26 protein-coding genes are annotated in these 25,385 nt (G+C 71.6%); 24 read left to right on the plus strand and 2 right to left on the minus strand.

The features are described 5' to 3' along the window. Positions 1-137 precede the first annotated feature (137 nt). The 19 genes from ACFY4B_RS15595 to ACFY4B_RS15685 all read left to right on the plus strand — a co-directional run bounded on the left by ACFY4B_RS15595 (position 138) and on the right by ACFY4B_RS15685 (position 17,695). Entirely contained in the window at positions 138-1,259 is a 1,122-nt protein-coding gene (locus ACFY4B_RS15595) for an LCP family protein (RefSeq protein WP_387968272.1), read from the plus strand. Positions 1,260-1,397: 138 nt separating this feature from the next. Next, positions 1,398-1,619: a 50S ribosomal protein L31 gene (rpmE, locus tag ACFY4B_RS15600; RefSeq protein WP_030057539.1), complete on the plus strand. Its 222-nt coding sequence runs from the start codon at positions 1,398-1,400 to the stop codon at positions 1,617-1,619. A 133-nt stretch (positions 1,620-1,752) separates the two neighbouring features. Further along, entirely contained in the window at positions 1,753-2,832 is a 1,080-nt protein-coding gene (gene prfA / locus ACFY4B_RS15605) for a peptide chain release factor 1 (RefSeq protein ID WP_049658075.1), read from the plus strand. Positions 2,833-2,895: 63 nt separating this feature from the next. Next, positions 2,896-3,762, plus strand: a complete 867-nt coding sequence (gene prmC / locus ACFY4B_RS15610) for a peptide chain release factor N(5)-glutamine methyltransferase (RefSeq protein WP_049658073.1) — start codon at positions 2,896-2,898, stop codon at positions 3,760-3,762. Positions 3,763-3,962: 200 nt separating this feature from the next. Beyond that, entirely contained in the window at positions 3,963-4,610 is a 648-nt protein-coding gene (locus ACFY4B_RS15615) for an L-threonylcarbamoyladenylate synthase (RefSeq protein ID WP_049658072.1), read from the plus strand. Positions 4,611-4,624: 14 nt separating this feature from the next. Continuing rightward, positions 4,625-5,284: a protein-tyrosine-phosphatase gene (locus ACFY4B_RS15620; RefSeq protein WP_369808349.1), complete on the plus strand. Its 660-nt coding sequence runs from the start codon at positions 4,625-4,627 to the stop codon at positions 5,282-5,284. 118 nt (positions 5,285-5,402) lie between these two features. Next, entirely contained in the window at positions 5,403-6,683 is a 1,281-nt protein-coding gene (gene glyA / locus ACFY4B_RS15625; protein WP_049651808.1) for a serine hydroxymethyltransferase, read from the plus strand. A 172-nt stretch (positions 6,684-6,855) separates the two neighbouring features. After that, positions 6,856-8,145 carry an MraY family glycosyltransferase gene (locus ACFY4B_RS15630; RefSeq protein ID WP_049651812.1) on the plus strand — a complete coding sequence of 430 codons (1,290 nt, stop codon included), beginning with the start codon at positions 6,856-6,858 and terminating at the stop codon, positions 8,143-8,145. Between the two features lie 296 nt (positions 8,146-8,441). Beyond that, entirely contained in the window at positions 8,442-8,885 is a 444-nt protein-coding gene (locus ACFY4B_RS15635) for a hypothetical protein (protein WP_049651807.1), read from the plus strand. 285 nt (positions 8,886-9,170) lie between these two features. After that, positions 9,171-9,983, plus strand: coding sequence for a F0F1 ATP synthase subunit A (gene atpB / locus ACFY4B_RS15640; protein WP_049651806.1), 813 nt, complete (start codon positions 9,171-9,173; stop codon positions 9,981-9,983). A gap of 96 nt (positions 9,984-10,079) precedes the next feature. Next, positions 10,080-10,316, plus strand: coding sequence for an ATP synthase F0 subunit C (atpE, locus tag ACFY4B_RS15645; RefSeq protein ID WP_031074289.1), 237 nt, complete (start codon positions 10,080-10,082; stop codon positions 10,314-10,316). Positions 10,317-10,351: 35 nt separating this feature from the next. Beyond that, positions 10,352-10,912 carry a F0F1 ATP synthase subunit B gene (locus tag ACFY4B_RS15650; RefSeq protein ID WP_107086439.1) on the plus strand — a complete coding sequence of 187 codons (561 nt, stop codon included), beginning with the start codon at positions 10,352-10,354 and terminating at the stop codon, positions 10,910-10,912. Next, positions 10,909-11,724, plus strand: coding sequence for a F0F1 ATP synthase subunit delta (locus ACFY4B_RS15655; RefSeq protein WP_049651805.1), 816 nt, complete (start codon positions 10,909-10,911; stop codon positions 11,722-11,724). Before ACFY4B_RS15650 ends, ACFY4B_RS15655 begins: the two co-directional genes overlap by 4 nt. Positions 11,725-11,880: 156 nt before the next feature. After that, the gene (gene atpA / locus ACFY4B_RS15660) at positions 11,881-13,455 is read left to right on the plus strand and encodes a F0F1 ATP synthase subunit alpha (protein ID WP_049651804.1); all 1,575 of its coding nucleotides are present in this window, start codon (positions 11,881-11,883) and stop codon (positions 13,453-13,455) included. 32 nt (positions 13,456-13,487) lie between these two features. Beyond that, positions 13,488-14,402 (plus strand): F0F1 ATP synthase subunit gamma, encoded by a 915-nt coding sequence (locus ACFY4B_RS15665; RefSeq protein ID WP_049651803.1) that lies wholly within the window; start codon positions 13,488-13,490, stop codon positions 14,400-14,402. Positions 14,403-14,404: 2 nt separating this feature from the next. Further along, positions 14,405-15,850 carry a F0F1 ATP synthase subunit beta gene (atpD, locus tag ACFY4B_RS15670; protein WP_049651802.1) on the plus strand — a complete coding sequence of 482 codons (1,446 nt, stop codon included), beginning with the start codon at positions 14,405-14,407 and terminating at the stop codon, positions 15,848-15,850. 186 nt (positions 15,851-16,036) lie between these two features. Beyond that, positions 16,037-16,420 carry a F0F1 ATP synthase subunit epsilon gene (locus tag ACFY4B_RS15675; RefSeq protein WP_030235805.1) on the plus strand — a complete coding sequence of 128 codons (384 nt, stop codon included), beginning with the start codon at positions 16,037-16,039 and terminating at the stop codon, positions 16,418-16,420. A 148-nt stretch (positions 16,421-16,568) separates the two neighbouring features. Beyond that, positions 16,569-17,069 (plus strand): DUF2550 domain-containing protein, encoded by a 501-nt coding sequence (locus ACFY4B_RS15680; RefSeq protein WP_049651801.1) that lies wholly within the window; start codon positions 16,569-16,571, stop codon positions 17,067-17,069. A gap of 53 nt (positions 17,070-17,122) precedes the next feature. Continuing rightward, positions 17,123-17,695, plus strand: a complete 573-nt coding sequence (locus ACFY4B_RS15685) for a cob(I)yrinic acid a,c-diamide adenosyltransferase (RefSeq protein WP_049651800.1) — start codon at positions 17,123-17,125, stop codon at positions 17,693-17,695. 65 nt (positions 17,696-17,760) lie between these two features. Here the strand turns inward: ACFY4B_RS15685 and ACFY4B_RS15690 are convergent, their stop codons facing one another. Next, positions 17,761-18,381 carry a hypothetical protein gene (locus tag ACFY4B_RS15690; RefSeq protein ID WP_063780161.1) on the minus strand — a complete coding sequence of 207 codons (621 nt, stop codon included), beginning with the start codon at positions 18,379-18,381 and terminating at the stop codon, positions 17,761-17,763. 157 nt (positions 18,382-18,538) lie between these two features. On the opposite strand from ACFY4B_RS15690, the gene ACFY4B_RS15695 reads away from it, so the two are divergent. The 5 genes from ACFY4B_RS15695 to ACFY4B_RS15715 all read left to right on the plus strand — a co-directional run bounded on the left by ACFY4B_RS15695 (position 18,539) and on the right by ACFY4B_RS15715 (position 24,672). Further along, positions 18,539-19,747, plus strand: coding sequence for a sensor histidine kinase (locus ACFY4B_RS15695; RefSeq protein WP_074001452.1), 1,209 nt, complete (start codon positions 18,539-18,541; stop codon positions 19,745-19,747). Further along, positions 19,744-20,394, plus strand: coding sequence for a response regulator transcription factor (locus tag ACFY4B_RS15700; RefSeq protein ID WP_049651798.1), 651 nt, complete (start codon positions 19,744-19,746; stop codon positions 20,392-20,394). The genes ACFY4B_RS15695 and ACFY4B_RS15700 overlap by 4 nt, the downstream gene beginning before the upstream one ends. Before the next feature lie 201 nt (positions 20,395-20,595). Beyond that, positions 20,596-21,465, plus strand: a complete 870-nt coding sequence (locus ACFY4B_RS15705) for a 3-hydroxyacyl-CoA dehydrogenase family protein (protein WP_049651797.1) — start codon at positions 20,596-20,598, stop codon at positions 21,463-21,465. 353 nt (positions 21,466-21,818) lie between these two features. Beyond that, positions 21,819-22,148, plus strand: coding sequence for an STAS domain-containing protein (locus ACFY4B_RS15710; protein ID WP_049651796.1), 330 nt, complete (start codon positions 21,819-21,821; stop codon positions 22,146-22,148). A gap of 247 nt (positions 22,149-22,395) precedes the next feature. Continuing rightward, entirely contained in the window at positions 22,396-24,672 is a 2,277-nt protein-coding gene (locus ACFY4B_RS15715; RefSeq protein ID WP_387968276.1) for an ATP-binding protein, read from the plus strand. A gap of 4 nt (positions 24,673-24,676) precedes the next feature. Here ACFY4B_RS15715 and nucS read toward each other — a convergent pair whose 3' ends face one another. Continuing rightward, complete coding sequence (gene nucS, locus ACFY4B_RS15720; protein WP_049655746.1) at positions 24,677-25,336, minus strand: endonuclease NucS; 660 nt, start codon at positions 25,334-25,336, stop codon at positions 24,677-24,679. Positions 25,337-25,385 lie beyond the last annotated feature (49 nt).

The raw sequence follows: 25,385 nt of genomic DNA on the forward strand, positions 1-25,385 counted from the left end.
TAGCCGGACGGCTGTCGAAGCACGGAACCCCGGATCGCGCGAGCGGTCCGGGGTTCCGTGCGTCCTGGCCGCTTTGTTCCAGAGTCGGGACACCTTGGGGGCGTTTGGATCATGTTGTCCGATTTACTCTGGACCGTATGGCCGAGCACAAGAGGGTCCTGAGTCGCCGCCGCAGAATCCTGCGGACGGCCGCCTGCGCGTTCGCCGCGCTCGTCGTCCTCGGCGCCGGCGCGGGCCTCTTCGCCTACTTCAGGCTCAACGGGAACATCACGAGCGTCGACATCGACGCCCGGCTCGGCGACGCCCGGCCGCCGGCCGCCACCGACGGCTCCTTCAACATCCTGGTGCTCGGCTCCGATTCGCGGTCCGGCGACAACGGCTCGGTCGCCGGCGGGGACACCGGCGGCACCGCCCGCTCGGACACCGCGATGGTGGTGCACGTCAACCAGGCCCACTCCGGCGCCCAGGTCGTCTCGATCCCGCGCGACACCCTGGTCGCCCGCCCCGACTGCGTCGACGCGAACGGCAAGCCGGTGCCCGGCGCCAAGCGCGCGATGTACAACAGCGCCTTCGAGAGCGGCGGCGCGGCCTGCGCGGTCAAGACCACCGAGCAGCTCACCGGGCTGCGGATGGACCACTACCTGCAGGTCGACTTCGCCGGCTTCGCCCGGGTCGTGGACGCGATAGGCGGGGCCACCGTGACCACCACGGTGGCCATCCACGACAAGGACAGCGGACTCGACCTGCCGCCCGGCGAGCACCACCTGGACGGACAGCAGGCGCTGGCCTTCGTGCGCACCCGGCACGGCGTCGGCGACGGCAGCGACCTCGGCCGGATCGAGCTCCAGAAGCAGATGGTGAAGTCGCTGCTGCGGCAGGTCGGGGGGAGCGGGATGCTCACCAACCCGGTCAAGCTGTGGTCGGTCGGCGACACGGTGACCAGGAGCATCACCACCGACTCCGCGCTCGGCTCGGTGAACTCGCTGGTGGGGCTGGCCCAGGAGCTCAAGGGGATAGGCCCGGACCAGCTGAGCATGGTCACCCTGCCGGTGGAGACGGCCCCCAGCGACCCGAACCGGGTGGTCCCGCTGCAGCCGCAGGCGGGGCAGGTCTGGGCGGCGCTCAAGGCCGACCAGCCGTTCCCCTCCGCGATCGTCTCCGAACAGCCGGAGAACCCCGCCCAGGCGGCCCCCACGGCCCCCACGGCCCCCGCGCCGGCCGCGGGGAAGCCGTCCGCGAAGGCCACCGCCACGCGCTGAGGGGGGTCCGGAATATCCCGGAACGCGACCCGGTTTGGGAAGATGCGGCCGGTCCTGGCAGACTGGTCCGTCGGTCCCGGTTCACGTGCGGCGCCCCAGCCGCCGACCCGGTACCCTCCCGAAACCTAGGAGAACCCCTTGAAGCCCAACGTTCACCCCGAGTACGTGGTCACGCGCGTGACCTGCACCTGCGGCGCCGAGTTCACCACCCGCTCGACCGAGACCAGTGGCGAGATCCGCGCCGAGGTCTGCTCGCAGTGCCACCCGTTCTACACCGGCAAGCAGAAGATCCTCGACACCGGTGGCCGCGTGGCCCGCTTCGAGGCCCGCTTCGGCAAGCAGCACAGCGCGAAGGCCTAGCGCTCCCTCGGCGCCGGTTCCCGGTGCCCCCGTACTCGTTGTCGGGGGCGCTGGGGGCCGGCGCCGTTCGCGTCCCCCCGCGAATTCCCCACCCCCCCACACGTTTCCGAGTCACCGGGAAGAAGGCCACCCCATGTTCGAGGCAGTCGAAGAGCTCCTCGTCGAGCACGCCGACCTCGAGACGAGGCTGGCCGACCCGTCCGTCCACGCCGACCAGGCCAACGCCCGCAAGCTGGCCAAGCGGTACGCCGAGCTGACCCCGATCACCCGGGTCTACCGGCAGTGGCGGCAGGCCGGCGAGGACATCGAGGCCGCGCGCGAACTCGCCGCGGAGGACCCGGAGTTCATCGCCGAGGCGAAGGCCTCCGAGGCCCGCAGGGACGAGCTCACCGAGGAGCTGCGGCTGCTGCTGGTGCCGCGCGACCCGAGTGACGACAAGGACGTCATCCTGGAGATCAAGGCGGGCGAGGGCGGCGAGGAGTCCGCGCTGTTCGCCGGCGACCTGCTCCGGATGTACCTGCGCTACGCGGAGCGGATCGGCTGGAAGACCGAGATCATCGACTCCAACGAGTCCGACCTCGGCGGCTACAAGGACGTCTCGGTGGCCGTGAAGACCAAGGGCAACGCCGAGCCCGGCCAGGGCGTCTGGGCCCGGCTGAAGTACGAGGGCGGCGTGCACCGCGTGCAGCGCGTCCCCGCCACCGAGTCCCAGGGCCGCATCCACACCTCCGCGGCGGGCGTGCTGGTCACCCCCGAGGCGGAGGAGGTCGAGGTCGAGATCGTCGCCAACGACCTGCGGATCGACGTCTACCGCTCCTCCGGCCCCGGCGGCCAGTCGGTCAACACCACCGACTCCGCGGTCCGGATCACCCACCTGCCGACCGGTATCGTGGCGTCCTGCCAGAACGAGAAGAGCCAGCTCCAGAACAAGGAGCAGGCGATGCGCATCCTGCGTTCGCGGCTGCTGGCCGCCGCGCAGGAGGAGGCCGAGCGGGAGGCATCGGACGCGCGCCGCAGCCAGGTCCGTACGGTCGACCGCTCGGAGCGGATCCGCACGTACAACTACCCCGAGAACCGCATCTCGGACCACCGCACCGGATTCAAGGCGTACAACCTGGACCAGGTCCTGGACGGCGAACTGAACGCGGTGATCCAGTCCTGCGTCGACAAGGACGCGGAGGCCAAGCTCGCCGCCGCGGCCCAAGAGAACTGAGACCGGCGCGCCCCAGCCCGCGCTTCGCCCGAAGCCGGAGCGCAGAAACAAGAGGTCGTACGGATGAACCTGCTGCTCGCCGAGGTGGCCCAGGCCACCCAGCGGTTGGCCGCGGCCGGCGTGCCGTCGCCGCGCTTCGACGCGGAGGAGCTCGCCGCCTACGTCCACCGCGTCAAGCGCAGCCAGCTGCACACGGTGAAGGACGCCGACTTCGACGCCCGCTACTGGGAGGCGGTCTCCCGCCGCGAGGCGCGCGAGCCGCTCCAGCACATCACCGGGCGGGCGTTCTTCCGCTACCTCGAACTGGAGGTCGGCCCCGGGGTGTTCGTGCCCCGGCCGGAGACCGAGACGGTCGTCGAGTGGGCGATAGACGCGGTGCGCGACATGGACGTGGCCGAGCCGCTGGTGGTGGACCTGTGCTCCGGCTCCGGCGCGATCGCGCTCGCCCTGGCCCAGGAACTGCCGCGCTCCACCGTGCACGCCTTCGAACTGGACGAGGGGGCGCTGGAGTACACCCGGCGCAACATCGAGGCCAGCCCGGACCGCGCCCGGGTCACCCTGCACGCCGGTGACGCCACCAAGGCCTTCGAGGACGACCGCTCCTGGGACGGCCGCTTCGACCTGGTCATCTCCAACCCGCCGTACATCCCGCTCACCGAGTGGGAGTACGTCGCGCCGGAGGCCCGCGACCACGACCCGCAGATGTCGCTGTTCTCCGGCGAGGACGGCCTGGACACCATCCGCGGCATCGAGCGGGTCGCGGCCCGACTGCTGCGCCCGGGCGGTGCGGTGGTGATCGAGCACGCCGACCAGCAGGGCGGCCAGGTGCCGTGGATCTTCAACGAGGAACACGGCTGGACGGACACCGCCGACCACCGCGACCTGAACAACCGGCCCCGTTTCACGACCGCCCGGAGGGTCGGGTCGTGAACAGTCGGGCACAGGACGACCGCCCGGAGGGTCGGGTCGTGAACAGTCGGGCACAGGACGACCGCCCGGAGGGTCGGGTCGTGAACCGTCGGGCACAGGACCACGGCCCGGAGGGTCGGGTCGTGACCACCGAGCACCGTACGACGGCGCGCAAGGCTGCGCTGTAACGCCATGAGCCACTCCGGAAGGGGACCGCACCGATGAGCCGCCGTTACGACTGTGCCGATGCCGGGGACCGCGCCACCGGTCTGCGCGAGGCCGCCTCGGCCATCCGCCGCGGCGAACTCGTCGTGCTGCCCACCGACACCCTGTACGGGGTCGGTGCGGACGCCTTCTCCCCGGAGGCGGTCGGCGAGCTGATGGCCGCCCGCGGCCGCGGCCGCAACACGCCCTCGCCGGTGCTGGTCGGCTCGCCGACCACCCTGCACGGCCTGGTCACCGACTTCTCCGAGCAGGCCTGGGAGCTGGTCGACGCCTTCTGGCCGGGCGGGCTCACCCTGGTCGCCCGGCACCAGCCCTCACTGCGCTGGGACCTCGGCGACACCCGCGGCACCGTCGCGGTCCGGATGCCGCTGCACCCGGTCGCCATCGAGCTGCTGAACAGCACCGGCCCGCTGGCCGTCTCCAGTGCCAACCGGATCGGCGGGGTCTCCCCGCTGACCTGTGACGAGGCACAGGCCCAGCTCGGCGACGCGGTCTCGGTCTACCTGGACGGCGGGGCGGCCGAGGACTCCGCCACCTCGTCGATCGTGGACGTCACCGGCAAGGTCCCGGTCCTGCTGCGGGCCGGTGCGATCAGCGTCGAGCAGCTGAGGGAGGTCGTCCCCGACCTGGAGGCCGGCAGTTGACGCCCACCGCCTCGCTGCACGCCGGGCCGGGCATAGCGCCGTACCTGAGCGTGGGCCCCAGGCCGCTGGACCACTTCCGGATCCTGTTCGTCTGCACGGGGAACATCTGCCGCTCGCCGATCGCCGAGCGGCTGACCCGGCGTGAGCTGGACACCCGGCTGAGCCCCCGGGTGGCCGGCCGGATCCTGGTGGAGAGCGCCGGCACCTGGGGCCACGAGGGCGCGCCGATGGAGGACCACGCCGCGACCGTGCTCGACGAGTACGGCGCCGACAGCGGCGGCTTCACCGGCCGCGAGCTGCTGGACGAGCACGTGGTCGAGGCCGACCTGGTGCTCACGGCGACGCTGGACCACCGCGCCCAGGTGATCTCGATGGGCCACGAGGCGGGGCTGCGCACCTTCACGCTGAAGGAGTTCACCCGCCTGGTGCGGACGATAGACCCGGGCACCCTGCCGGACCCGAGGCGCGGCGCCGACGTCACCGAGCGGGCCCGCGCGCTGGTCCGGGCCGCCGCCGCGCTGCGCGGCTGGCTGCTGGCCGCCACGCCGGAGTCGGACGAGGTGGACGACCCGTACGGGGCGCCGATCGGCATGTTCCGCAACTGCGGCGAGGAGATATTCCACGCGGTCGACCCGGTGGTCACCGCGCTGACCGGCGTCCCCGCGCCGCGCTGACGGGCCGGGCCCGGGCAGGGCGCCGCACGGGGCCGTTCGGCCGCGGCCCGGCGGGCCGGGTGGCGGGAGCGGTCCTACGCTGGGTGACACAGTCCCCGCAGCGCCCGGGAGCCCCGCCATGACCGTCACCGATGCCGCGTCCGGCCCGACCGCCACGACCGGGCGCCCCTGGGCGTCCGAGGCGCTGCACCGGGCCGATCCGCAGCTGGCCGACCTGCTGGCCGCGGAGGCCGAGCGGCGCGCCGAGACGATCCAGCTGCTGGCGGGGGAGAACCTGACCACCCCCGCCGTCCTGGCGGCGCTCACCGGCCCGCTGATCGACAAGTACGCCGAGGGCTACCCGGGCCGACGGCACCACACCGGCTGCGCGCTGGCGGACGCCGCCGAGCTGTTGGCGATCGACCGGGCCCGCGAGCTGTTCGCCGCCCCGCACGCCAACGTCCAGCCGCGGTCGGCGACTTCGGCGATGCTGGCGGCGTACGCGGCGCTGCTGCGGCCCGGCGACGGGGTGCTGGCGATGTCGCTGGAGCACGGCGGCCACCTCAGCTGCGGCTCGCGCGCCAACTTCTCCGGGCGCTGGTTCGACTTCACCGGCTACGGCGTGCGCGAGTCCGACGGGCTGATCGACCTCGACCAGGTCCGCGACCTGGCCCGGCAGCACCGCCCCAAGGCCATCGTGGCGGGCTCGATCTCGCACCCCCGGCACCCGGACTGGGCGGCGTTCCGCGAGATCGCCGACGAGGTGGACGCCTACCTGATCGCCTCCGCCGCGCAGACCACCGGGCTGATCGCGGCCGGGGTGGCGCCCTCCCCGGTGCCGTACGCGGACGTCACGGTGGCGGCCACCCACAAGCTGCTGCGCGGCCCGCGCGGCGGGCTGCTGCTGTGCACCGCGGAGCTGGCCGAGCGGATCGACCGGGCGGTGTTCCCGTTCAGCCAGGGCGGCGCGGCGATGAACGAGGTGGCCGGCAAGGCGGTGGCCCTCGCGGAGGCCTCGAAGCCCGCGTACCGGGCGTACGCGGAGCGGACGGTGTCCGGGGCGCGGGCGCTCGCCGCAGGGCTCGCAGAGGCCGGAATGCGCCCCCTGACGGGCGGTACCGACACCCATCTGGTGACCGCCGACGTGAGCCCGCTCGGCGTGACCGGCGCGGAGGCCGAGCGGCGCTGCGCGGCGGCCGGGCTGCTGCTCGGCAAGTGCGCGCTGCCGTACGACCCGGCGCCGGCCGCCGAGACCTCCGGCATCCGGCTGGGCACGGGCACGGTCACCAGCCAGGGGATGGGGGAGCCGGAGCTGGCGGAGATCGCCGGGCTGATCGCGCGGGTGCTCGCCGGGGACGCGGTCGTCCCGGCCGCGGCGCGGGTCCGGGAGCTGGCGGCGGCCTTCGCCGACCGGGCCTGACGGCGGCCTTCCGCGGGTATCCGGATCTCCTACCCGGGAGGGCGAACCGCGATGCACGGTCCGGGCGTCCGACTCAATAAGGTGTGTGCCGTGGCGACGCACCTCGAACCCCGGGAAGGCAGGGGAGTACCTTCGGTACTTCCCCGTTCGACAGTGATGCAGGAGGCCAGTGGTGCGTGAGTATCTGCTGGTGCTGTTCTGCACCGCCGCCGTCACCTACCTGTTGACGGGCCCGGTCCGGAAGTTCGCCATCGCGGCCGGCGCCATGCCGCCGGTGCGCGCCCGCGACGTGCACCGCGAACCCACGCCGCGGCTCGGCGGCATCGCGATGTTCGGCGGACTGTGCGCGGGCATCCTGGTCGCCTCGCAGCTGGACAACCTGAGCAAGGTGTTCTCGCAGGGCACCGACATCCGCGCGCTGCTGTCCGGGGCCGGGATCATGTTCCTGCTCGGGGTGCTCGACGACAAGTGGGGCGTGGACGCGCTGGTGAAGCTCGGCGGCCAGATGATCGCCGCCGGCGTGATGGTCTGGCAGGGCGTCACGGTGATCACCCTCCCGGTGCCCGGTGTCGGCCCGGTCGCGGTGAGCCCGACCCAGGGCATGGTCATCTCGGTCACCCTGGTCGTCGTCATGGTCAACGCGGTGAACTTCATCGACGGCCTGGACGGCCTGGCCGGCGGCATGGTGTGCATCGCCGCGATGGCCTTCTTCCTGTACAGCTACCGGCTCTGGTACGGCTACACGATCTCCGACGCGGCCCCCGCCGTGCTGTTCAGCGTGCTGCTGATCGGCATGTGCCTGGGCTTCCTGGCGCACAACATGCACCCCGCGCGGATCTTCATGGGCGACTCCGGCTCGATGATGCTGGGCCTGATGCTGGCCGTCGCCGCGATCTCCATCACCGGCCGGGTCGACCCGGACCTGATCAGCAACGAGGCCGGCTCGCAGACCGCCGCCGTGCACGCCCTGGTGCCGATCTACATCCCGCTGCTGCTGCCGCTGACGGTCATCGCGCTGCCGCTGGCCGACCTGCTGCTCGCGGTGGTGCGCCGCACCTGGGCGGGCCAGTCCCCGTTCGCCGCGGACAAGCGCCACCTGCACCACCGGCTGCTCCAGGTGGGGCACTCGCACAGCCGCGCCGTGATGATCATGTACTTCTGGGCCGCGCTGATCGCCTTCGGCTCGGTCGCCTTCTCGGTGACCAACACCGGCCGCACCGTCGTCCTGACGCTCGCCGGGCTCTGCCTGGTCGGCCTGGTGGTGCTGCTCACCCCGCGGTTCCGACCGCGCGCCCCGCGGGCGGTGCAGTCCTTCGTCCCCCCGCGCTACCGCCGGCAGCAGAGCGGTCCGATGGCTGAACTGTCGGCGAAGGACAAGGAACTCCTGGGTGAAGCCGGGCGGGAGTCCGGCGTGGGCTCCACCGCGGTCGGCTCCCACCCCAAGGCCACCGGCCGCCACTGACAAGGGAGTTGATGCCACGACAGGTGGCCGTCACCCGAACGGCGGAATCGTTGCGCCGTTGGTGTGACAGGTGCCACACATTCATGGTAAAGCTCTCATCAAATAGTTTGTGATACCGTTCACGAGTATCGAGAACACGCCGAAAGACCTGACAGGTGGATGACTTCCGTCCCTGTCGGTCTCCCTCACCGGGCCCGTCGCTCACATGGCGGCCCGCGGCGATGCCTCGGTCCGGTGTCACCCGCCACCGCAGTGCCCGTCCCCCGCCACATCGACATGCCGCCGGAGCTGCCGACATGCCGTCCACCGACGCCCGGATCCTCCGAGGCGCCGCGATTCCCACTGCGGTCGCCGGAATCATCGCCATGGTGATCTCCTTTGCCGTTGCCGGTGGGAAGGGGCTGCTCGGCGCCCTCTTCGGCGCGCTCCTCGTGATGGCCTTCTTCAGCTTCGGCCAGGTCGCGCTCGACCGGCTGACCAGGTCGAACCCGCAGATCATGATGGCCGCGGCGCTGCTGGTGTACACCACGCAGATCCTGCTGGTCGGCATCGTGCTCGCGGTCTTCAAGGACACCGAGCTGTTCAACCGGCAGGCCTTCGCGTTCACCCTGCTCGGCTGCGCCCTGATCTGGACGGGCTTCCAGGTGCGCGGTGCGCTCAAGGCCAAAACCTTCTACGTCGACCCCGACGCCTCCGAAAAGAAGGGCGACAAGCCCTCCGACAAGGGGCGTCAACAGTGACGAGGCCCAACTGTCCCCCCAACGAGGGGGGCGGTGTTTATGCCGCACTGACGGGCTGCTATCGTCCGTCGCAACAACGGAGTACGGGAAGAGGCCTGGTCTGTCCGGAGAGCGGACGGATCGCCCCCCTGATCCGCGCAGTCTTCGATGATCCCGCTGTGGTGCCGTGCACCGGCGCGCGGGGTCGGCGAGAAACCCATCAAGTTCCAGTGCCGCTCCGTGGTCGCAGGCCACGCCGACACACCGAGGTTGCCGTAACCATGCGTCACGACGAAGGAGTCCGCGGTGAGTGCTGAACTCACGTCCCTCGCCTCAGGCAGTTGCCACTTCGGGGACGCTGGCTGTGGCTTCCCGGCCCCGGGTCTGAACGAGTTCCAGTTCAAGCCGATCTTCTCGATCGGCAGCATCGAGTTCAACAAGCCGATGCTGCTGTCGATCATCGTCGCGCTCCTGGTCGTCGTGTTCTTCTGGGCCGCCTTCGCCAAGCCGCGCCTCGTCCCCGGCAAGCTGCAGCTGGTCGGTGAGATCGGCTACGACTTCGTCAAGCGCTCCATCGTGCTGGAGACGATCGGCAAGAAGGGCGAGAAGTACGTCCCGATGCTGGTCTCGATGTTCTTCTTCATCTGGTTGATGAACATCATGTCGATCATCCCGTTCGCACAGTTCCCGGTGTCGGCGGCGATCGCGTTCCCGGCCGGCCTCGCTGCGGTCGTGTGGATCACCTACATGACGCTGACCTTCAAGAAGCACGGCTTCGTCGGCGGTCTCAAGAACCTCTGCTGGCCGTCGGGCATCCCCGGCTGGGTCATGTTCATCCTGGTGCCGATCGAGTTCTTCTCGAACATCTTCGTGCGCCCCTTCACGCTCGCGGTCCGAGCCTTCGCGAACATGTTCGCCGGCCACCTGCTGATCGTGATGTTCTCCATCGCCTCCTGGTACCTGCTCAGCCCGTCCCTGGGCGCGCTGTACGGCTCGGCCTCGTTCATCGTGGCCGTCGGCCTGACCGCCTTCGAGCTGCTGGTCCAGTTCCTGCAGGCCTACATCTTCGTGATGCTGGCCAGCAGCTACATCGCCGGTGCCCTGGAAGAGGCGCACTGAGCCCCGGGGCCCCGGCCCCGCCGAGAACCACTTCCCGTCCCGGATCGCCCGGTGGCCAATCACCACCGGTTCACCACCCTGCAAAGGACAACGTCAATGAGCATCCTCGCTGAGGGCACTGTCTACGGTTCCGTCGCCTCCCTGGGCTACGGCCTCGCCGCCATCGGCCCCGGCATCGGCGTCGGTCTGATCTTCGGTAACGGTGTCCAGGCCATGGCCCGCCAGCCCGAGGCTGCCGGTCTCATCCGTTCCAACATGTTCATCGGCTTCGCGCTGACCGAGGCGCTCGCCCTCATCGGCATCGTCATGCCGTTCGTCTTCGGCAACAAGTAATCCCGCCGTAGACCCTTTCTGAGGAAGGTCCAGATATGAGCATGGCGATCGTCCAGCTCGCGGCCGAGGAGAAGATGAACCCTCTCCTCCCCGCGTGGCCCGAGATCATCATCGGCCTGCTCTGCTTCTTCATCGTCTTCGGTCTGCTCGGCAAGAAGCTCCTCCCCAGCATCGAGAAGGTGCTGTCGGAGCGCCGGGACGCGATCGAGGGCGGGATGGAGCGCGCCGAGGCCGCCCAGGTGGAGGCCCAGGCCCTGCTTGAGCAGTACCGCGCCGAGCTCGCCGAGGCGCGCCACGAGGCTGCCCGCATCGTCGAGCAGGCTCGCGAGCAGGGTGCCGCCCAGCTCGCCGAGATGCGCGAGGAGGGCCAGCGCCAGCGCGAGGCCATCGTCGCCGCCGGTCACGCCCAGATCGAGGCGGACAAGAAGCAGGCCACTGCCGCCCTGCGTCAGGACGTGGGCTCGCTGGCCACCCAGCTGGCGTCCCGCATCGTGGGTGAGTCCCTCGAGGACCACACCCGGCAGAGCGGCGTCATCGACCGCTTCCTGGACGAGCTGGAGGCCAAGGCCGCCGTTGCTCAGGGTGCGGCCAAGTGATCGGCGCCAGCCGTGAGGCCCTCGTCGCCGGCCGGCAGAACCTGGAGAGCCTGACCGACTCCACCTCGGTGGACGCGGCCAAGCTCGCCGAGGAGCTCACCGCCGTCACGGCCGTGCTGGACCGCGAGGTGTCGCTGCGCCGCGTCCTGACCGACCCCTCGCGGTCGGGCCAGGACAAGGCCCAGCTGGTCACCTCGCTGCTGACCGGCCAGGTCTCCGGCGAGGCCGTCGACCTGGTCTCCGGCCTGGTCCGCTCCCGCTGGTCGGGCTCGCGCGACCTGGTGGACGCGACCGAGGAGCTCGCCGCCTACGCGGAGATCATCGCCGCGGACAAGGCCGGCGCCCTGGACGACGTCGAGGACGAGCTCTTCCGCTTCGGCCGGGTGGTGAGCGGCTCGCACGAGCTGCGCGCCGCGCTGACCGAGCCGAAGGCCGGTGCCGTCGCGAAGGCCGGGCTGATCGGCAAGCTGCTCGGCGGCCGCGCCAACGCCGGTACCGTCCGGCTGGTCACCGCCCTCGTCAACGTGCCGCGTGGCCGTAGCCTGGAGCAGGGCCTGGAGTCCTACTCGAAGCTCGCCGCCGCGCGCCGCGGCCGCGTGGTGGCCCTGGTCACCACCGCGGTGCCGCTGTCGGACACCCAGAAGGAGCGCCTGTCCGGTGCTCTGGCCCGGATGTACGGCCGCCAGGTCCACCTGAACATCGACGTCGACCCCGAGGTCGTCGGCGGCGTCCGGGTGCAGATCGGCGACGAGATCATCAACGGCACCGTGTCGAGCCGCCTCGAGGGCGCTCGCCAGTCGCTCGAAGGCTGAGCACCCAAGCAGCACATCCGACCCTCGGTCGGGAAACCGGCTCCCCAAGGAGCCGGCACATCGTACGGCCGGTTCGGAAGACCCGGCCGAGAGTCGAATACTTGCGGCCCTCAATGGCGGGCCGAGGATCGCAAACTAGGAGAGCAGGGAAGCCTGATGGCGGAGCTTACGATCCGTCCGGAGGAGATCCGGGACGCGCTGGCCGACTTTGTCCAGTCGTACCAGCCGGACGCCGCTTCTGTGGAAGAGGTCGGCAAGGTCACTGACGCGGCGGACGGCATCGCGCATGTCGAGGGCCTGCCCTCGGTCATGGCGAACGAGCTGCTGAAGTTCGAGGACGGCACGCTCGGCCTCGCGCTGAACCTCGACACCCGCGAGATCGGTGTCGTCGTCCTCGGTGAGTTCGGCGGCATCGAAGAGGGCCAGACCGTGCGCCGCACCGGCGAGGTCCTCTCGGTTCCGGTCGGCGACGGCTACCTCGGCCGCGTCGTGGACCCGCTGGGCAACCCGATCGACGGCCTGGGCGACATCGCCGCCACCGGTCGCCGTGCCCTGGAGCTGCAGGCCCCCGGCGTCATGGCCCGCAAGTCGGTCAAGCAGCCGCTGCAGACCGGTATCAAGGCCATCGACGCGATGACCCCGATCGGCCGCGGCCAGCGCCAGCTGATCATCGGCGACCGCCAGACCGGCAAGACCGCGGTGGCCGTCGACACGATCATCAACCAGCGTGACAACTGGCGCTCGGGCGACCCGGAGAAGCAGGTCCGCTGCATCTACGTCGCCGTGGGCCAGAAGGGCTCCACCATCGCGTCCGTCCGCGGCGCCCTGGAGGAGGCCGGCGCGCTGGAGTACACCACCATCGTGGCCGCTCCCGCCTCCGACCCGGCCGGCTTCAAGTACCTCGCCCCGTACACCGGTTCGGCCATCGGCCAGGAGTGGATGTACGACGGCAAGCACGTCCTGATCATCTTCGACGACCTGTCGAAGCAGGCCGAGGCCTACCGTTCCGTCTCCCTGCTGCTGCGCCGCCCGCCGGGCCGCGAGGCCTACCCGGGTGACGTCTTCTACCTGCACTCCCGCCTGCTGGAGCGCTGCGCGAAGCTGAACGACGCCCTGGGCGGCGGCTCGATGACCGGTCTGCCGATCATCGAGACCAAGGCCAACGACGTCTCGGCGTACATCCCGACCAACGTCATCTCCATCACCGACGGCCAGTGCTTCCTGGAGTCCGACCTGTTCAACGCCGGCATCCGCCCGGCCGTGAACGTCGGTATCTCGGTCTCCCGCGTCGGTGGCTCCGCCCAGATCAAGGCCATGCGCTCGGTCGCCGGCCGCCTGCGTCTGGACCTCGCCCAGTACCGTGAGCTGGAGGCCTTCGCCGCCTTCGGTTCCGACCTGGACGCGGCCTCCAAGGCCCAGCTGGAGCGCGGTGCGCGCATGGTCGAGCTGCTGAAGCAGGGCCAGTACCAGCCGTTCCCGGTCGAGGAGCAGGTCGTCTCCATCTGGGCCGGCACCACCGGCAAGCTGGACGACGTCCCGGTCGCCGAGATCCGCCGCTTCGAGCGCGAGTTCCTGGACCACGTCCGCCTCCAGCACAAGGACCTGCTGGCCGGCATCGTGGAGACCGGCCTGCTGGCCGACGGCACCGTCGACGCGCTGACCAGCGCCGTCGAGGCCTTCAAGCAGGGGTACCAGACCGCTGACGGCAAGCTGCTCTCCGAGCAGGCCTGAGTCCGGTAGCGAGGGAAAGGACGTAACGACCCATGGGAGCACAGCTTCGGGTCTACAAGCGCCGGATCCGCTCTGTCACCGCGACGAAGAAGATCACCAAGGCGATGGAGATGATCTCCGCGTCGCGCATCGTCAAGGCGCAGCGCGCGGTGGCCGCCTCCACTCCGTACGCCGATGAGCTCACCCGGGCGGTGACGGCGGTGGCCACCCGGTCCAACGCCAAGCACCCGCTCACCACCGAGAACCCGGCCGCCAAGCGCGCCGCAGTCCTGCTGATCACGGCGGACCGCGGCCTGGCGGGCGGCTACTCGACCAACGCCATCAAGGCCGCCCAGGTGCTCAGCGAGCGCCTGCGGTCCGAGGGCAAGGACGTGGTGACGTACATCATCGGCCGCAAGGGCGTCTCGTACTACACGTTCCGCGGCCTGACGGTCGCGGACTCGTGGACGGGGTTCTCGGACAAGCCGACCTACGGTGACGCGAAGACCGTGGCGGCCGACCTGATCGAGGCCTTCACGGCCGAGACCGGCGGCGTGGACGAGCTGCACCTGGTCTCCACCGAGTTCGTGTCGATGCTGACGCAGAACGCGGTCGAGGCGCGGCTGCTGCCGCTGAAGCTGGACGAGGTCCAGCTCAGCGACCAGTCGCCGGCCAAGTCGGAGATCTTCCCGCTGTACGACTTCGAGCCGTCGGCGGAGGGCGTCCTGGACGCGCTCCTGCCGCGGTACGTCGAGAGCCGGATCTACAACGCGCTGCTGCAGTCGGCCGCTTCCGAGCACGCCGCCCGCCGCCGCGCGATGAAGAGCGCGACGGACAACGCCGGCGAGCTCATCAAGTCGCTCACGCGGCTTGCCAACTCGGCCCGTCAGGCCGAGATCACCCAGGAAATCAGCGAGATCGTCGGCGGCGCCAACGCCCTCGCCGACGCTAGCCGCGGGAGCGAATGAGTATGACCACCACTGTTGAGCCGACCACGGCGACGGGCCGCGTCGCGCGGGTCATCGGCCCGGTCGTCGACGTGGAGTTCCCCGTCGACGCGATTCCGGACATGTACAACGCCCTGCACGTCGAGGTGGACAACCCCGACGGCACGGGCAAGAAGATCCTGACCCTCGAGGTCGCCCAGCACCTCGGCGACGGCATGGTCCGCGGCATCTCGATGCAGCCGACCGACGGCCTGGTCCGCGGTTCGCAGGTCTCCGACACCGGTGCGGCGATCTCCGTCCCGGTCGGCCAGATCACCAAGGGCAAGGTGTTCAACGCCCTCGGTGACGTGCTGAACGTCGACAAGGCGGAGTTCGACAAGCAGGTCGAGGTCCGCTGGCCGATCCACCGCAAGGCTCCCGAGTTCAAGGACCTCGAGTCCAAGACCGAGATGTTCGAGACCGGTATCAAGGTCATCGACCTGCTCACCCCGTACGTCACGGGTGGCAAGATCGGTCTGTTCGGTGGTGCCGGTGTCGGCAAGACCGTTCTGATCCAGGAGATGATCTACCGCGTCGCCGAGAACTTCGGTGGTGTGTCGGTGTTCGCCGGTGTCGGCGAGCGCACCCGTGAGGGCAACGACCTCATCGACGAGATGGTCGACTCGGGCGTTCTGGACAAGACCGCGCTGGTCTTCGGCCAGATGGACGAGCCGCCGGGCACCCGTCTGCGGGTCGCGCTGTCCGCGCTGACCATGGCGGAGTACTTCCGTGACGTCGAGAAGCAGGACGTGCTCCTCTTCATCGACAACATCTTCCGGTTCACCCAGGCCGGTTCCGAGGTGTCGACCCTGCTCGGCCGCATGCCCTCCGCGGTGGGCTACCAGCCGAACCTGGCCGACGAGATGGGCCTCCTCCAGGAGCGCATCACCTCGACCCGCGGTCACTCGATCACCTCGATGCAGGCGATCTACGTCCCCGCGGACGACCTGACCGACCCGGCGCCGGCCACCACCTTCGCCCACCTGGACGCGACGACCGTTCTGTCGCGCCCGATCTCGGAGAAGGGCATCTACCCGGCCGTCGACCCGCTGGACTCCACGTCCCGCATCCTCGACCCGCGGTACATCGCGCAGACCCACTACGACACGGCCATCCGTATCAAGGGGATCCTGCAGAAGTACAAGGACCTCCAGGACATCATCGCGATCCTCGGTATCGACGAGCTGTCCGAAGAGGACAAGATCACGGTGCACCGTGCCCGTCGCATCGAGCGCTTCCTCTCGCAGAACACCTACGTGGCGAAGCAGTTCACCGGTGTCGAGGGTTCGACCGTGCCGCTGTCGGAGACCATCGAGGCCTTCAACGCGATCGCGGACGGCAAGTACGACTCCGTCCCGGAGCAGGCCTTCTTCATGTGCGGTGGCATCGAGGACCTCGAGAAGAACGCCGCCGAGCTGGCGAAGAAGTAATCGCGGCCGGTAGCAGCTGAGCGTGACCGTGAGGGGTGGGCCCCAGCCCTGGGACCCACCCCTCGCGTCGCATCGGCTGTGATTCCGGTCAAATCCGTGCCGCCGGTTTCATGCCGGAGGCGCGGGGCCGTTATTCTTACCGAAACTCCCGAGTAATCGGGCGTTGCATGAGCCTAGGAGCCCACGTTGGCTGAGCTGCACGTCGAGCTGGTCGCAGCCGACCGCAAGGTGTGGTCCGGTGCGGCCACCATCGTCGTCGCCCGTACGGCCTCCGGTGACACCGGCATCATGCCGGGCCACACCCCGGTGCTGAGCGTGCTGGAGACCGGTCCCGTCACCATCCGCACGGTGGACGGCGGCACCGTGATCGCCGCGGTGCACGGCGGCTTCATCTCCTTCGCCGACAACAAGCTGTCTCTGCTCGCGGAGATCGCCGAGCTGGCGGACGAGATCGACGTCGCGCGTGCCGAGCGCGCACTGGAGAAGGCCAAGTCGGGCCTGGACGAGCACGCCGAGCGGCGCGCCGAGGTCCGTCTGTTCGCGGCGCGCGGCCTCAAGGCCCACGCCTGAGTGCGCCGGACCCCGGTTTAGCGGGGTCGACCGACGGTCCCGGGGACGCGCGAGCGTGACCCCGGGACTGTCGTCGTAGTTGGTAGGTCAGCGCGGTCGCTTGATACGACCGTTACGGGGAACGCGGGTAGCGAGGAGGTAGGTGAGCATGGTCCTCGCGCTTGTGGTGTGTGCGGCGGTCGTGGCCCTGGGAGTGATCGGGCTGATGGCCTTCGCCGTCCGACGCCGCCTGATCCAGCGGGTCGGCGGCACCTTCGACTGCAGTTACCGGCTCAAAATGCCCGCCGACGCCTCGACGCAGCCCGACCTCGACGAGAACGGCAAACCCACCTCAGCCCCGGTCCCCCCGACCGACGGCAAGGGGTGGGTTTTTGGTATCGGCCGCTACAGCGGTGACTCGATCGAGTGGTTCCGGGTCTTCTCGTACGCCCCGCGCCCGCGCAAGATGCTTCCGCGCCGGGAGATCGAGGTGCTCGGCCGGCGCTACCCGGAGGGCCAGGAGGAGCTGGCGCTGCTGTCCGGCTCGGTGGTGCTGCGCTGCCTGCACAACGGGGCGCCGCTGGAACTGGCGATGAGCGAGGACGCGCTGACCGGCTTCCTGGCCTGGCTGGAGGCGGCCCCGCCCGGGCAGAGGGTGAATGTCGCGTAGCGGCCTCTCCAGGCGGGGTTAACGCCGCCTAACCCGGCGGCTACGCTGGCCGCATGGTCAATCTGACGCGCATCTACACCCGTACCGGCGATGACGGCACCACCGCGCTCGGCGACATGAGCCGGACCAGCAAGACCGATCCGAGACTGATCGCGTACGCGGACGCCAACGAGGCGAACGCGGCGATCGGGGTGGCCCTCGCCGTGGGGGAGCTGCCGGAGGACATGACGGCGGTGCTCGTCCGGGTCCAGAACGACCTGTTCGACGTCGGCGCCGACCTGTCCACCCCGGTGGTGGAGGACCCGAAGTACCCGCCGCTGCGGGTGCTGCAGTCCTACATCGACCGGCTGGAGGCGGACTGCGACGACTACCTGGCGCGGGTGGAGAAGCTGCGCAGCTTCATCCTGCCCGGCGGCACGGCCGGGGCGGCCCACCTGCACCTGGCCTGCACGGTGGTCCGGCGGGCCGAGCGCTCCACCTGGTCGGCGATCGCGGAGCACGGCGACAGCGTCAACCCGCTGACCGCGAAGTACCTCAACCGGCTGTCCGACCTGCTGTTCATCCTGGCCCGGGTGGCCAACAAGGAGCGCGGCGACGTGCTCTGGGTCCCGGGCGAGAACCGCTAGAACGCGTCGAGGGCCCGTCCCCGGACTCCTCCCCCGTGGGGGTCCGGGGACGGGCCCTCGACGGTTCAGGGCCGGTCGGCGGGGGTGCCGCCGGGGGTGGTCCCGGCGAGGGTCTTCCCGGTGACCACCCGGCCGTCCTCGACCAGCACGCCGGCCGGCGGCTGCTTGGGCCAGAGCGAGTAGCAGCCGGCCACGATCACGTTGACCACGGCGGCGATGCCCAGCTTGAGGTACCACTGGAGGAAGGTGCCGAAGTGGGCGGAGCCCGCGGAGAGCGGGACGAGCAGGGTGATCAGGCTCAGCGTGACGGCGGCGGACACGACGGTCCGGCCGGCGATCTGCCACTCGTACCTGGTCCGCTCGGGCCCGTACTTGGGCGAGGGCAGCGGCTTGGGGCCGCCGGCGAAGCGGTGCAGGAAGTGCCGGTCGGCCCAGCGGACCAGCGAGGGGCCGTAGCCGATCGAGAAGCCCGCGTAGCTCGCGGCGAGGGCGTGCGTCCAGCTCGCGGTGGAGCCGCCGCGCAGGTCGAGGACGGTGAGGGCGTAGAGGGTGAGGTCCACCAGTGGCAGACCGACCAGCAGCGCGGTGCTGGTGCGGCGCCACCGGAGCAGGTAGCGGGTGGCGAGGCCGAGGCCGAGCAGGATCCAGAAGGAGATCTCGGCCGCGACGATGAGGGTGACGATCACGTTCTGCTCCCGGGTGTTTCGGCGGTGCTTCCAGCCTGGTGCGCGGGCGCGCCGCTGTCGTCGTCGCGCGGTGCCGTAGCGGCCTGCACCTTTCGATGTAGCGGGCTCCTCCGTGGACCGGAGCCGGGCCGGCCGCCGGGGGTGGTGAGATGGGAACGTGCCCCTCCCGTTCCCCGCCCTCTCCCCGCGCCGGCAGGACCAGCTGATCGCCCTCTGCGGGCTGCTCGGCGGTACGGTGCTGATCGTCTTCAAGGTGTACGACCGGGCCGACCGGGTGCCGCTGTGGGCGGTGGTGCTGCCGCTGGTGGTGCTGGCGGGGCTGGAGCTGGTGCGCCGGACCAGGCCGGTGCTCGCGGTGTCGCTGGGCGGGCTGGCCTTCGCGGGCAGCCTGTTCGCCGGCAGCCTGCTGGCGACGCTGATCATGTACACCGACCTGCTGTACGCGGCGGTGATCTACGGGACCCCGCGGATGTCCCGGGTGCTGCACCTGAGTGGCGGGGCCACCGTGCTGGCGCTCTCCACCCTCGCGGCGATCTACGGCGGGACGTCCGGCGCGCTGCTGGTGGTGGTGGTCAGTTCGCTGGTCTTCCTGGCCCCGGTGTGGACCGGGGACGTGGTGCGCAAGCACCGGGAGGAGGCGGAGACCGAGCGGCTGCGGGCGGAACAGACCGCGCTGCTCTCGGAGATGGACCGGCGCGAGGCGATCGGCGCCGAACGGGCCCGGATGGCACGGGAGTTGCACGACGTGGTGGCCAACCACCTGTCGGCGATCGCGATCCACGCCACCGGCGCCCAGTCGGTGGCCCGGCGCCGGAGCCTGCCCGAGGACGATCCGCTGGTGGAGGTGCTGGCGGTGATCCGGGAGAACAGCGTCCAGGGATTGGCCGAAATGCGACGCATGATCGGGCTGCTCCGGGACAGCGGCGGGGGAGAGGTGGACGAGTCCTACGCGGCGCCCGACCTGGCCGCGGTGGACGCCCTGCTGGCCAAGGCCCGGGCGGCCGGCCAGGACGTCGGGCTGGACTTCGAGCTGTCCGAGTCCGGCGAGCGCGGCGACCTGCCGGTGCCGGTCGGGCTGGCCGCGTACCGGATCGTCCAGGAGTCGCTGACCAACGCGCTCAAGCACGCCGGGCCCGGACTGGTGAGCCTGCGGCTGGAGTTCGCGCCGGAGGAGCTGCGGATCGCCGTGGACAGCCCGTACCGGGGCGGGCCGGGCCGCGGGCTGCCCGGCGCCCGGGCGGGGCTGGTGGGCATGGCGGAACGGGCCGGGCTGCTCGGCGGCAGCTTCGAGGCCGGGCCGCGGGACGGGTACTGGAGGGTGCGCGCGGTGCTGCCGCGCGCCCAGGGGAACGAGGGGCGGGCATGACGATCCGGGTACTGGTGGCCGAGGACCAGGCGGCGGTGCGGGCGGCGCTGGTGATGATCCTGCGCGCCGAGCCGGGCTTCGAGGTGGTCGGGCAGGCCGCCGACGGCGAGGAGGCCGTCCGGCTGGCGCTGGAGCTGCGGCCGGACGTGGTGCTGATGGACGTGCAGATGCCCCGGCTGGACGGCGTCTCGGCGACCCGCGAGGTGGTCGCCGCCGGGGCCGGGCAGGTGCTCGTGCTGACCACCTTCGACCTGGACGAGTACGTCTACGGCGCGCTGCGGGCCGGCGCGTCCGGCTTCCTGCTCAAGGACCTGGAGGCGGACACCCTGGTCGAGGGCATCCGTACGGTGGCGCGCGGGGACGGCATGCTGGCGCCCTCGGTGACCAAGCGTCTGATCGGGGCCTTCGCCCGCCCCGAGCGGGCGGTCGGACCGGAGGCCCGGGCGGCGGTGGGGGCGCTGACCGGCCGCGAGCGGGAGGTGCTGGCCTGCATCGGCTCCGGGATGTCCAACGGGGAGATCGCGGCCCGGCTGGAGATGGCGGAGGCGACCACCAAGACGCACGTCAGCCGCATCCTGGCGAAGCTGCGGCTGCGCAGCCGGGTGCAGGCGGCGATCCTGGCCCAGGACCTCGGGCTGACCATCTGATCACCCTCTTGTCGCCCTCCGGTCGCCTTCTTGGGCGACCGACCAGGTCGGTTGCAGATCACACTCCCGATTGCTATTGCACGGGGGATTTGGGCATTAGAGTCCGGCCAGAGCGATGCGGCTCCTACGGCGGGTGACCCCTGTCCTGAGCCGCCTTCAGGGCCCGCCCGCAGGGCGGCGACGGCATCGGGAGACCCAGCCATGAGCAATGCGTCCAGCAAGCAGATCGCCGTGATCGGTGCCGGCCTGATGGGCGCCGGCATCGCCCAGGTGTCCGCGCAGGCCGGCCACCCGGTGGTGCTGCGGGACGTCACCGAGGAGGCGCTCCAGCGGGGCCTGGCGGGCATCCGCGCCTCGTACGGGAAGTTCGTCGCCAAGGGCAGGCTGAGCGCCGAGGACGCCGAGGCCGCGCTGGGCCGGATCACCACCACCACCGACCTGGGCGCCGTCGCCGAGGCCGACATCGTGGTCGAGGCCGTGTTCGAGAAGCTGGAGGTCAAGGAGGGCGTCTTCCGCGAGCTCGACAAGCTCGCCAAGGACGGCGCCGTGCTGGCCTCCAACACCTCCGCCATCCCGATCACCCGGATCGCCGCCGCCACGGAGCGCCCGGAGTCGGTCGTCGGCGTCCACTTCTTCTCGCCGGTCCCGATGATGAAGCTGGTCGAGCTGGTCCGCGGCTACAAGACCAGCGACGAGACGCTGGCCACCGCCCGCGCCTACGCCGAGGGCGTCGGCAAGGAGGTCGTGGTGGTCAACCGCGACGTGGCCGGCTTCGTGACCACCCGCCTGATCACCGCGCTGGTCGTCGAGGCCGCCAGCCTGTACGAGTCGGGCGTGGCCACCGCCGAGGACATCGACACCGCCTGCCGGCTCGGTTTCGGCCACGCGATGGGCCCGCTCCAGACCGCCGACCTGACCGGCGTGGACATCCTGCTGCACGCCGCCCGCAACATCTACGACGAGACCCAGGACGAGAAGTTCGCCGCGCCGGAGATCATGGCCCGCATGGTCACCGCCGGTGACCTGGGACGCAAGAGCGGCCGCGGCTTCTACCCGTACGAGGGCAAGTGAGCCGGCGGGGCTGAACGACCGGCGGGCCGTGCGATCGGAGCATCGTACGGCCCGCTCCGCCGGGCCGGGTGAGTTTCCTCACGCAGCGTGCCGCAGACGGGTGATTTGGGCGGTAATCGAGCGTAGGTGTGGGGCCGACCTGCGTATATTCCCTCGGACGGGTGAAGTTGCTTCAGATCTGGCCGGAACCAGCAACCTGCGGAGCCGGTTCACCGTCAGATGAGGGAACCCGGCATTCCGCCCGGGGCCGGGTGAGGGGCTGCGGCCCGCCCGGACGAACCCCCCGCTCCCGTACCCGGCACGGCCGGGGCGGACCCGCCCCGCACCAGGCCGTCCAGGCGAAGGAGGAGAGCATGCGCATCACCGGCGACCACACGGCGCTGGCCATCGAAGGCCGCCTCGACGTGCGCACCGCCGCCGACGCGCGGGTCCGGTTGCACCAGGCCGTGGACGGCGGCCTCGGCGACCTCGTGCTCGACCTCGCCCGGCTGGAGTTCTGGGACGCCACCGGGCTCGGCGTGATCATGGGCACCCACCGGCGGGCCGGCCGGATCGGCCGCCGCCTGGTGCTGCGCTCCGTCCCGGCCCAGCTCCAGCGGCTGCTGGTGGCCACCAAGCTGCACCGCATCCTGGCCGTCGACGGCGCCGCGGGCGTCGCCGAGGCGCACGGGGTCGCGCTCTAAAGACGGTTGCTCCGCGCGCCGGACCGCACGCCCGCGTACGTCCGACCCCGCCCGCGCAACGCCCCTGGTCAGCGCCGCCGACCGGTCGTCAGCCACGGACCGCTCTGCACGGTCGGGGCCGGATGTGCAAGAGTCTGCCCGTCAGAAGACGGCCGCCGGGGCTGCCTCCAGCCCGGCCGCGGCCGCGAGCGGGACGTCAGCCGGGCGGCGCGGGGCGCCGACGGCCGAGCACGATGCGGAGCAGAACGTGTCACAGCCATCCGGTGAGTTCCGGCAGGAGGCCGTCCGCACCCGTGGCGGTGAACTGGTCTCCGGCGGCCTGCTGGTGGGCGTCGGCGCACCGGACGGCTCCGAGGCCAGGACCTGTCCCGAGGAGTGGCGTCCGCGTCCGCGCCGGACCGGACGCAGCGAGCCCGCCCGCGGTCCGGTCGGCGGTGTCGGCCGTGCGGTCGGCCCGCTCGCGCTCGGCGCCGGGCCCGCCGACCTGCCGATGCTGGACCGCGAGGTCGACGTCGTCGAACTGCTCGGCCTGCTCTCCGAGGGCCGCTCGATACGCCTGGTCGGCCAGGCCGGCTCGGGCCGCAGCGCGCTGCTGTCGGCCGTCGCCGAGGCCGCCGCCGACCTCGCCCCCGGTGGAGTGGTGCAGCTCTGCGGCCACCGCCGGACCCTTCCCGACCTGCTCCAGGACCTCTTCGCGGCCACCCACCACGCCCCCGGCTACCGCCCCGACCCCGGGCAGCTGGCCGCCCACCTCGCCGAGGTCGGCGCGATCGTGGTGATCGACTCCGCCGAGCCCGCGGGCGCCGAGCTGGAGCAGCTGCTCGCCGCCGCCCCCGGCTGCGCCTTCCTGATCTCCGCCGCCCCGGACGGCCCGCCGCTGCCGGCCGGCTCCCGGCTCCAGGACCACCTGGTGGCCGGGCTCTCCCGCTCCGCCTGCCTCGCCCTCACCGCCCGGCTGGCCGGGCGGCCGCTGGACGTCGACGAGAAGGCCTGGGCGGTGGACCTCTGGTTCGAGTCCGAGGGCCTGCCGCTGCGCTTCGTCCAGGCCGCCGCCCTGCTGCGCCAGCGGGACGTCGCGGTGGACGCGCTGGTCGCCGCCGAGGACGACCGGATGGACGTCTTCGGCGCCGTCGAGGGGCCCGTCCACGACCCGGACCCGGCGATCCGGGAGGACGCGCTGCGCCGCACCGTCCCGCTGCCCTCGGTGGCGGAGACCGCCTCGCCCGCGGTCCGGCTCGCCGAGGGGCTGAGCGAGCCCGCGCAGGCCGTGCTGCGGCTCGCCGTCGCGCTCGGCGGCGAGTGCCCCACCGCGCCGCACCTGCCGGCGCTGATCGACGTCGGGCAGGGCGAGGCCGCGCTCGCCGAACTCGCCGACGCTGGACTGGCGGTGTCCATCGGCGGGCACCACCGGCTGACGGCCGGCGCGCAGGACCTGCTCGCCCCGCACTGGCCGGCCCGCGGCTGCGTCGACGGCGCCGCCCAGCACTTCGCCTGGTGGGTCGGGCACAGCTCGGTGACGCTGGAGCAGATCGCCGCCGAGGCCGAGGTGATGATCGGGGTGCTGCTCGCCGACCGCACCGCCGGGCGGCACGACGCGGTGGTCCGGCTCGCCCGTGCGGCGGCGCCCGCGCTGGCGCTGTCGCTGCGCTGGGGCGCCTGGGAGCGGGTGCTCCAGCTCGGCCTGGAGGCGGCCCGCCAGACCGGTTCGGCGGTCGACCAGGCCTGGTTCCACCACGAGGCGGGCGTGCACGCGATCTGCCTCCAGCAGCCCTCCCGGGCCATCGCCGAACTGGAGACCGCGCTCACCCTGCGGGCCGCCGCGGGCGACCAGCGCGGGGTGGCCGCCGTCGGCCGGATGCTCGACCTGCTGCGCGCCGAGGGCCGGCAGCTGCCGGCCGCCGCGCCCGCCGTGGCGGGGCCCGGCCGCGCCCCGGTGATCCGCAAGATCGCGGCCCGGGTGCCGGCCCGCCTGAAGTCCAGCAGGCGGCGGCGGGCGGCCGTGGTCTCCACGGCGGTGCTGACCCTGGGGGTGCTCGGCACGGCGGTGGCGATGAGCTTCAGCGGGCCGGACGAGGTCAAGGGGAAGGACCCGTACAGCGGCCGGATGGACGGCGGCGGCGACACCCAGGAGGCGCCGTTCCCGCAGCCCTCCGGCAGCACCGGGACGGGGACGGCCGGCGCCGGGCCGGGCAGCCCGGCGGGGCAGGGGAGCGGCCCGCAGCCGTCCACGAGCGGCAGCGCCTCGCACGCGTCGAGCTCCTCGCCGACCAGGCGGCCGAGCTCCTCGCCGGGGGCGGGCGAGTCGCAGGCCCCGCAGCAGTCGCAGCCGCCCGCACCGGGCCAGTCGCAGCAGCCGGTCCAGCCGCCGGGTCAGTCGCCGCCGCCCCAGCAGACGGGGCAGCCCTCGCAGCCGCCGGCGACGGGCCACAGCTCGTCGGCCCCGGCGTCCACCGCGAGCTCGCCGCCGCCCACGTCAGGGTCGCCGACGGCCCCGAGCGGGACGGCGAGCGCGAGCCCGTCCTGAGCGGTCAGAACAGCTTGAGCTTGTCGTCGTCGATGCCGCGCAGCTCGTCGTAGTCCAGCACCACGCAGCCGATGCCGCGGTCGGTGGCCAGCACGCGGGCCTGCGGCTTGATCTCCTGCGCGGCGAAGACGCCCTTGACCGGGGCCAGCAGCGGGTCCCGGTTGAGGAGTTCGAGGTAGCGGGTGAGCTGTTCGACGCCGTCGATCTCGCCGCGGCGCTTGATCTCGACGGCCACCGTGGAGCCGTCGGCGTCGCGGCAGAGGATGTCGACCGGGCCGATCGCCGTGGGGTACTCGCGGCGGATCAGCGACCAGCCGGCACCGAGCACCTCCATCCGGTCCGCGAGCAGCTCCTGGAGGTGTGCCTCCACGCCGTCCTTGATCAGGCCCGGGTCGACCCCGAGCTCGTGGGACGAGTCGTGCAGCACCTCCTCCAGCGTGATGATGAGCTTCTCGCCGGCCTTGTTCTCCACCGTCCAGACCCCGTCGGCCTCCTTGAGGACACACGGCGGGGACATCCAGTTGAGCGGCTTGTAGGCGCGGTCGTCGGCGTGGATGCTGACGCTGCCGTCGGCCTTGACCAGGATCAGCCTGGTGGCGGAGGGCAGATGGGCGGAGAGCCGACCGGCATAGTCGACTGAGCAGCGGGCAATTACGAGACGCACGGTCGACCACGCTAGCCCACCGGGGCCAGTTGATGCGATTCCGCGACGG

The sequence above is a fragment of the Kitasatospora sp. NPDC001261 genome, assembly GCF_042896795.1.
GTDB lineage: Bacteria > Actinomycetota > Actinomycetes > Streptomycetales > Streptomycetaceae > Kitasatospora.

What these genes read in the sequence shown, in the direction of transcription:
- ACFY4B_RS15595 (WP_387968272.1), top strand. Translation starts at nt 138, where the DNA reads ATGGCCGAGCACAAGAGGGTCCTGAGTCGCCGCCGCAGAATCCTGCGG.
- prfA (WP_049658075.1), top strand. Translation starts at nt 1,753, where the DNA reads ATGTTCGAGGCAGTCGAAGAGCTCCTCGTCGAGCACGCCGACCTCGAG.
- prmC (WP_049658073.1), top strand. Translation starts at nt 2,896, where the DNA reads ATGAACCTGCTGCTCGCCGAGGTGGCCCAGGCCACCCAGCGGTTGGCC.
- ACFY4B_RS15615 (WP_049658072.1), top strand. Translation starts at nt 3,963, where the DNA reads ATGAGCCGCCGTTACGACTGTGCCGATGCCGGGGACCGCGCCACCGGT.
- glyA (WP_049651808.1), top strand. Translation starts at nt 5,403, where the DNA reads ATGACCGTCACCGATGCCGCGTCCGGCCCGACCGCCACGACCGGGCGC.
- ACFY4B_RS15635 (WP_049651807.1), top strand. Translation starts at nt 8,442, where the DNA reads ATGCCGTCCACCGACGCCCGGATCCTCCGAGGCGCCGCGATTCCCACT.
- atpE (WP_031074289.1), top strand. Translation starts at nt 10,080, where the DNA reads ATGAGCATCCTCGCTGAGGGCACTGTCTACGGTTCCGTCGCCTCCCTG.
- ACFY4B_RS15650 (WP_107086439.1), top strand. Translation starts at nt 10,352, where the DNA reads ATGAGCATGGCGATCGTCCAGCTCGCGGCCGAGGAGAAGATGAACCCT.
- atpA (WP_049651804.1), top strand. Translation starts at nt 11,881, where the DNA reads ATGGCGGAGCTTACGATCCGTCCGGAGGAGATCCGGGACGCGCTGGCC.
- ACFY4B_RS15665 (WP_049651803.1), top strand. Translation starts at nt 13,488, where the DNA reads ATGGGAGCACAGCTTCGGGTCTACAAGCGCCGGATCCGCTCTGTCACC.
- atpD (WP_049651802.1), top strand. Translation starts at nt 14,405, where the DNA reads ATGACCACCACTGTTGAGCCGACCACGGCGACGGGCCGCGTCGCGCGG.
- ACFY4B_RS15680 (WP_049651801.1), top strand. Translation starts at nt 16,569, where the DNA reads ATGGTCCTCGCGCTTGTGGTGTGTGCGGCGGTCGTGGCCCTGGGAGTG.
- ACFY4B_RS15685 (WP_049651800.1), top strand. Translation starts at nt 17,123, where the DNA reads ATGGTCAATCTGACGCGCATCTACACCCGTACCGGCGATGACGGCACC.
- ACFY4B_RS15700 (WP_049651798.1), top strand. Translation starts at nt 19,744, where the DNA reads ATGACGATCCGGGTACTGGTGGCCGAGGACCAGGCGGCGGTGCGGGCG.
- ACFY4B_RS15705 (WP_049651797.1), top strand. Translation starts at nt 20,596, where the DNA reads ATGAGCAATGCGTCCAGCAAGCAGATCGCCGTGATCGGTGCCGGCCTG.
- ACFY4B_RS15710 (WP_049651796.1), top strand. Translation starts at nt 21,819, where the DNA reads ATGCGCATCACCGGCGACCACACGGCGCTGGCCATCGAAGGCCGCCTC.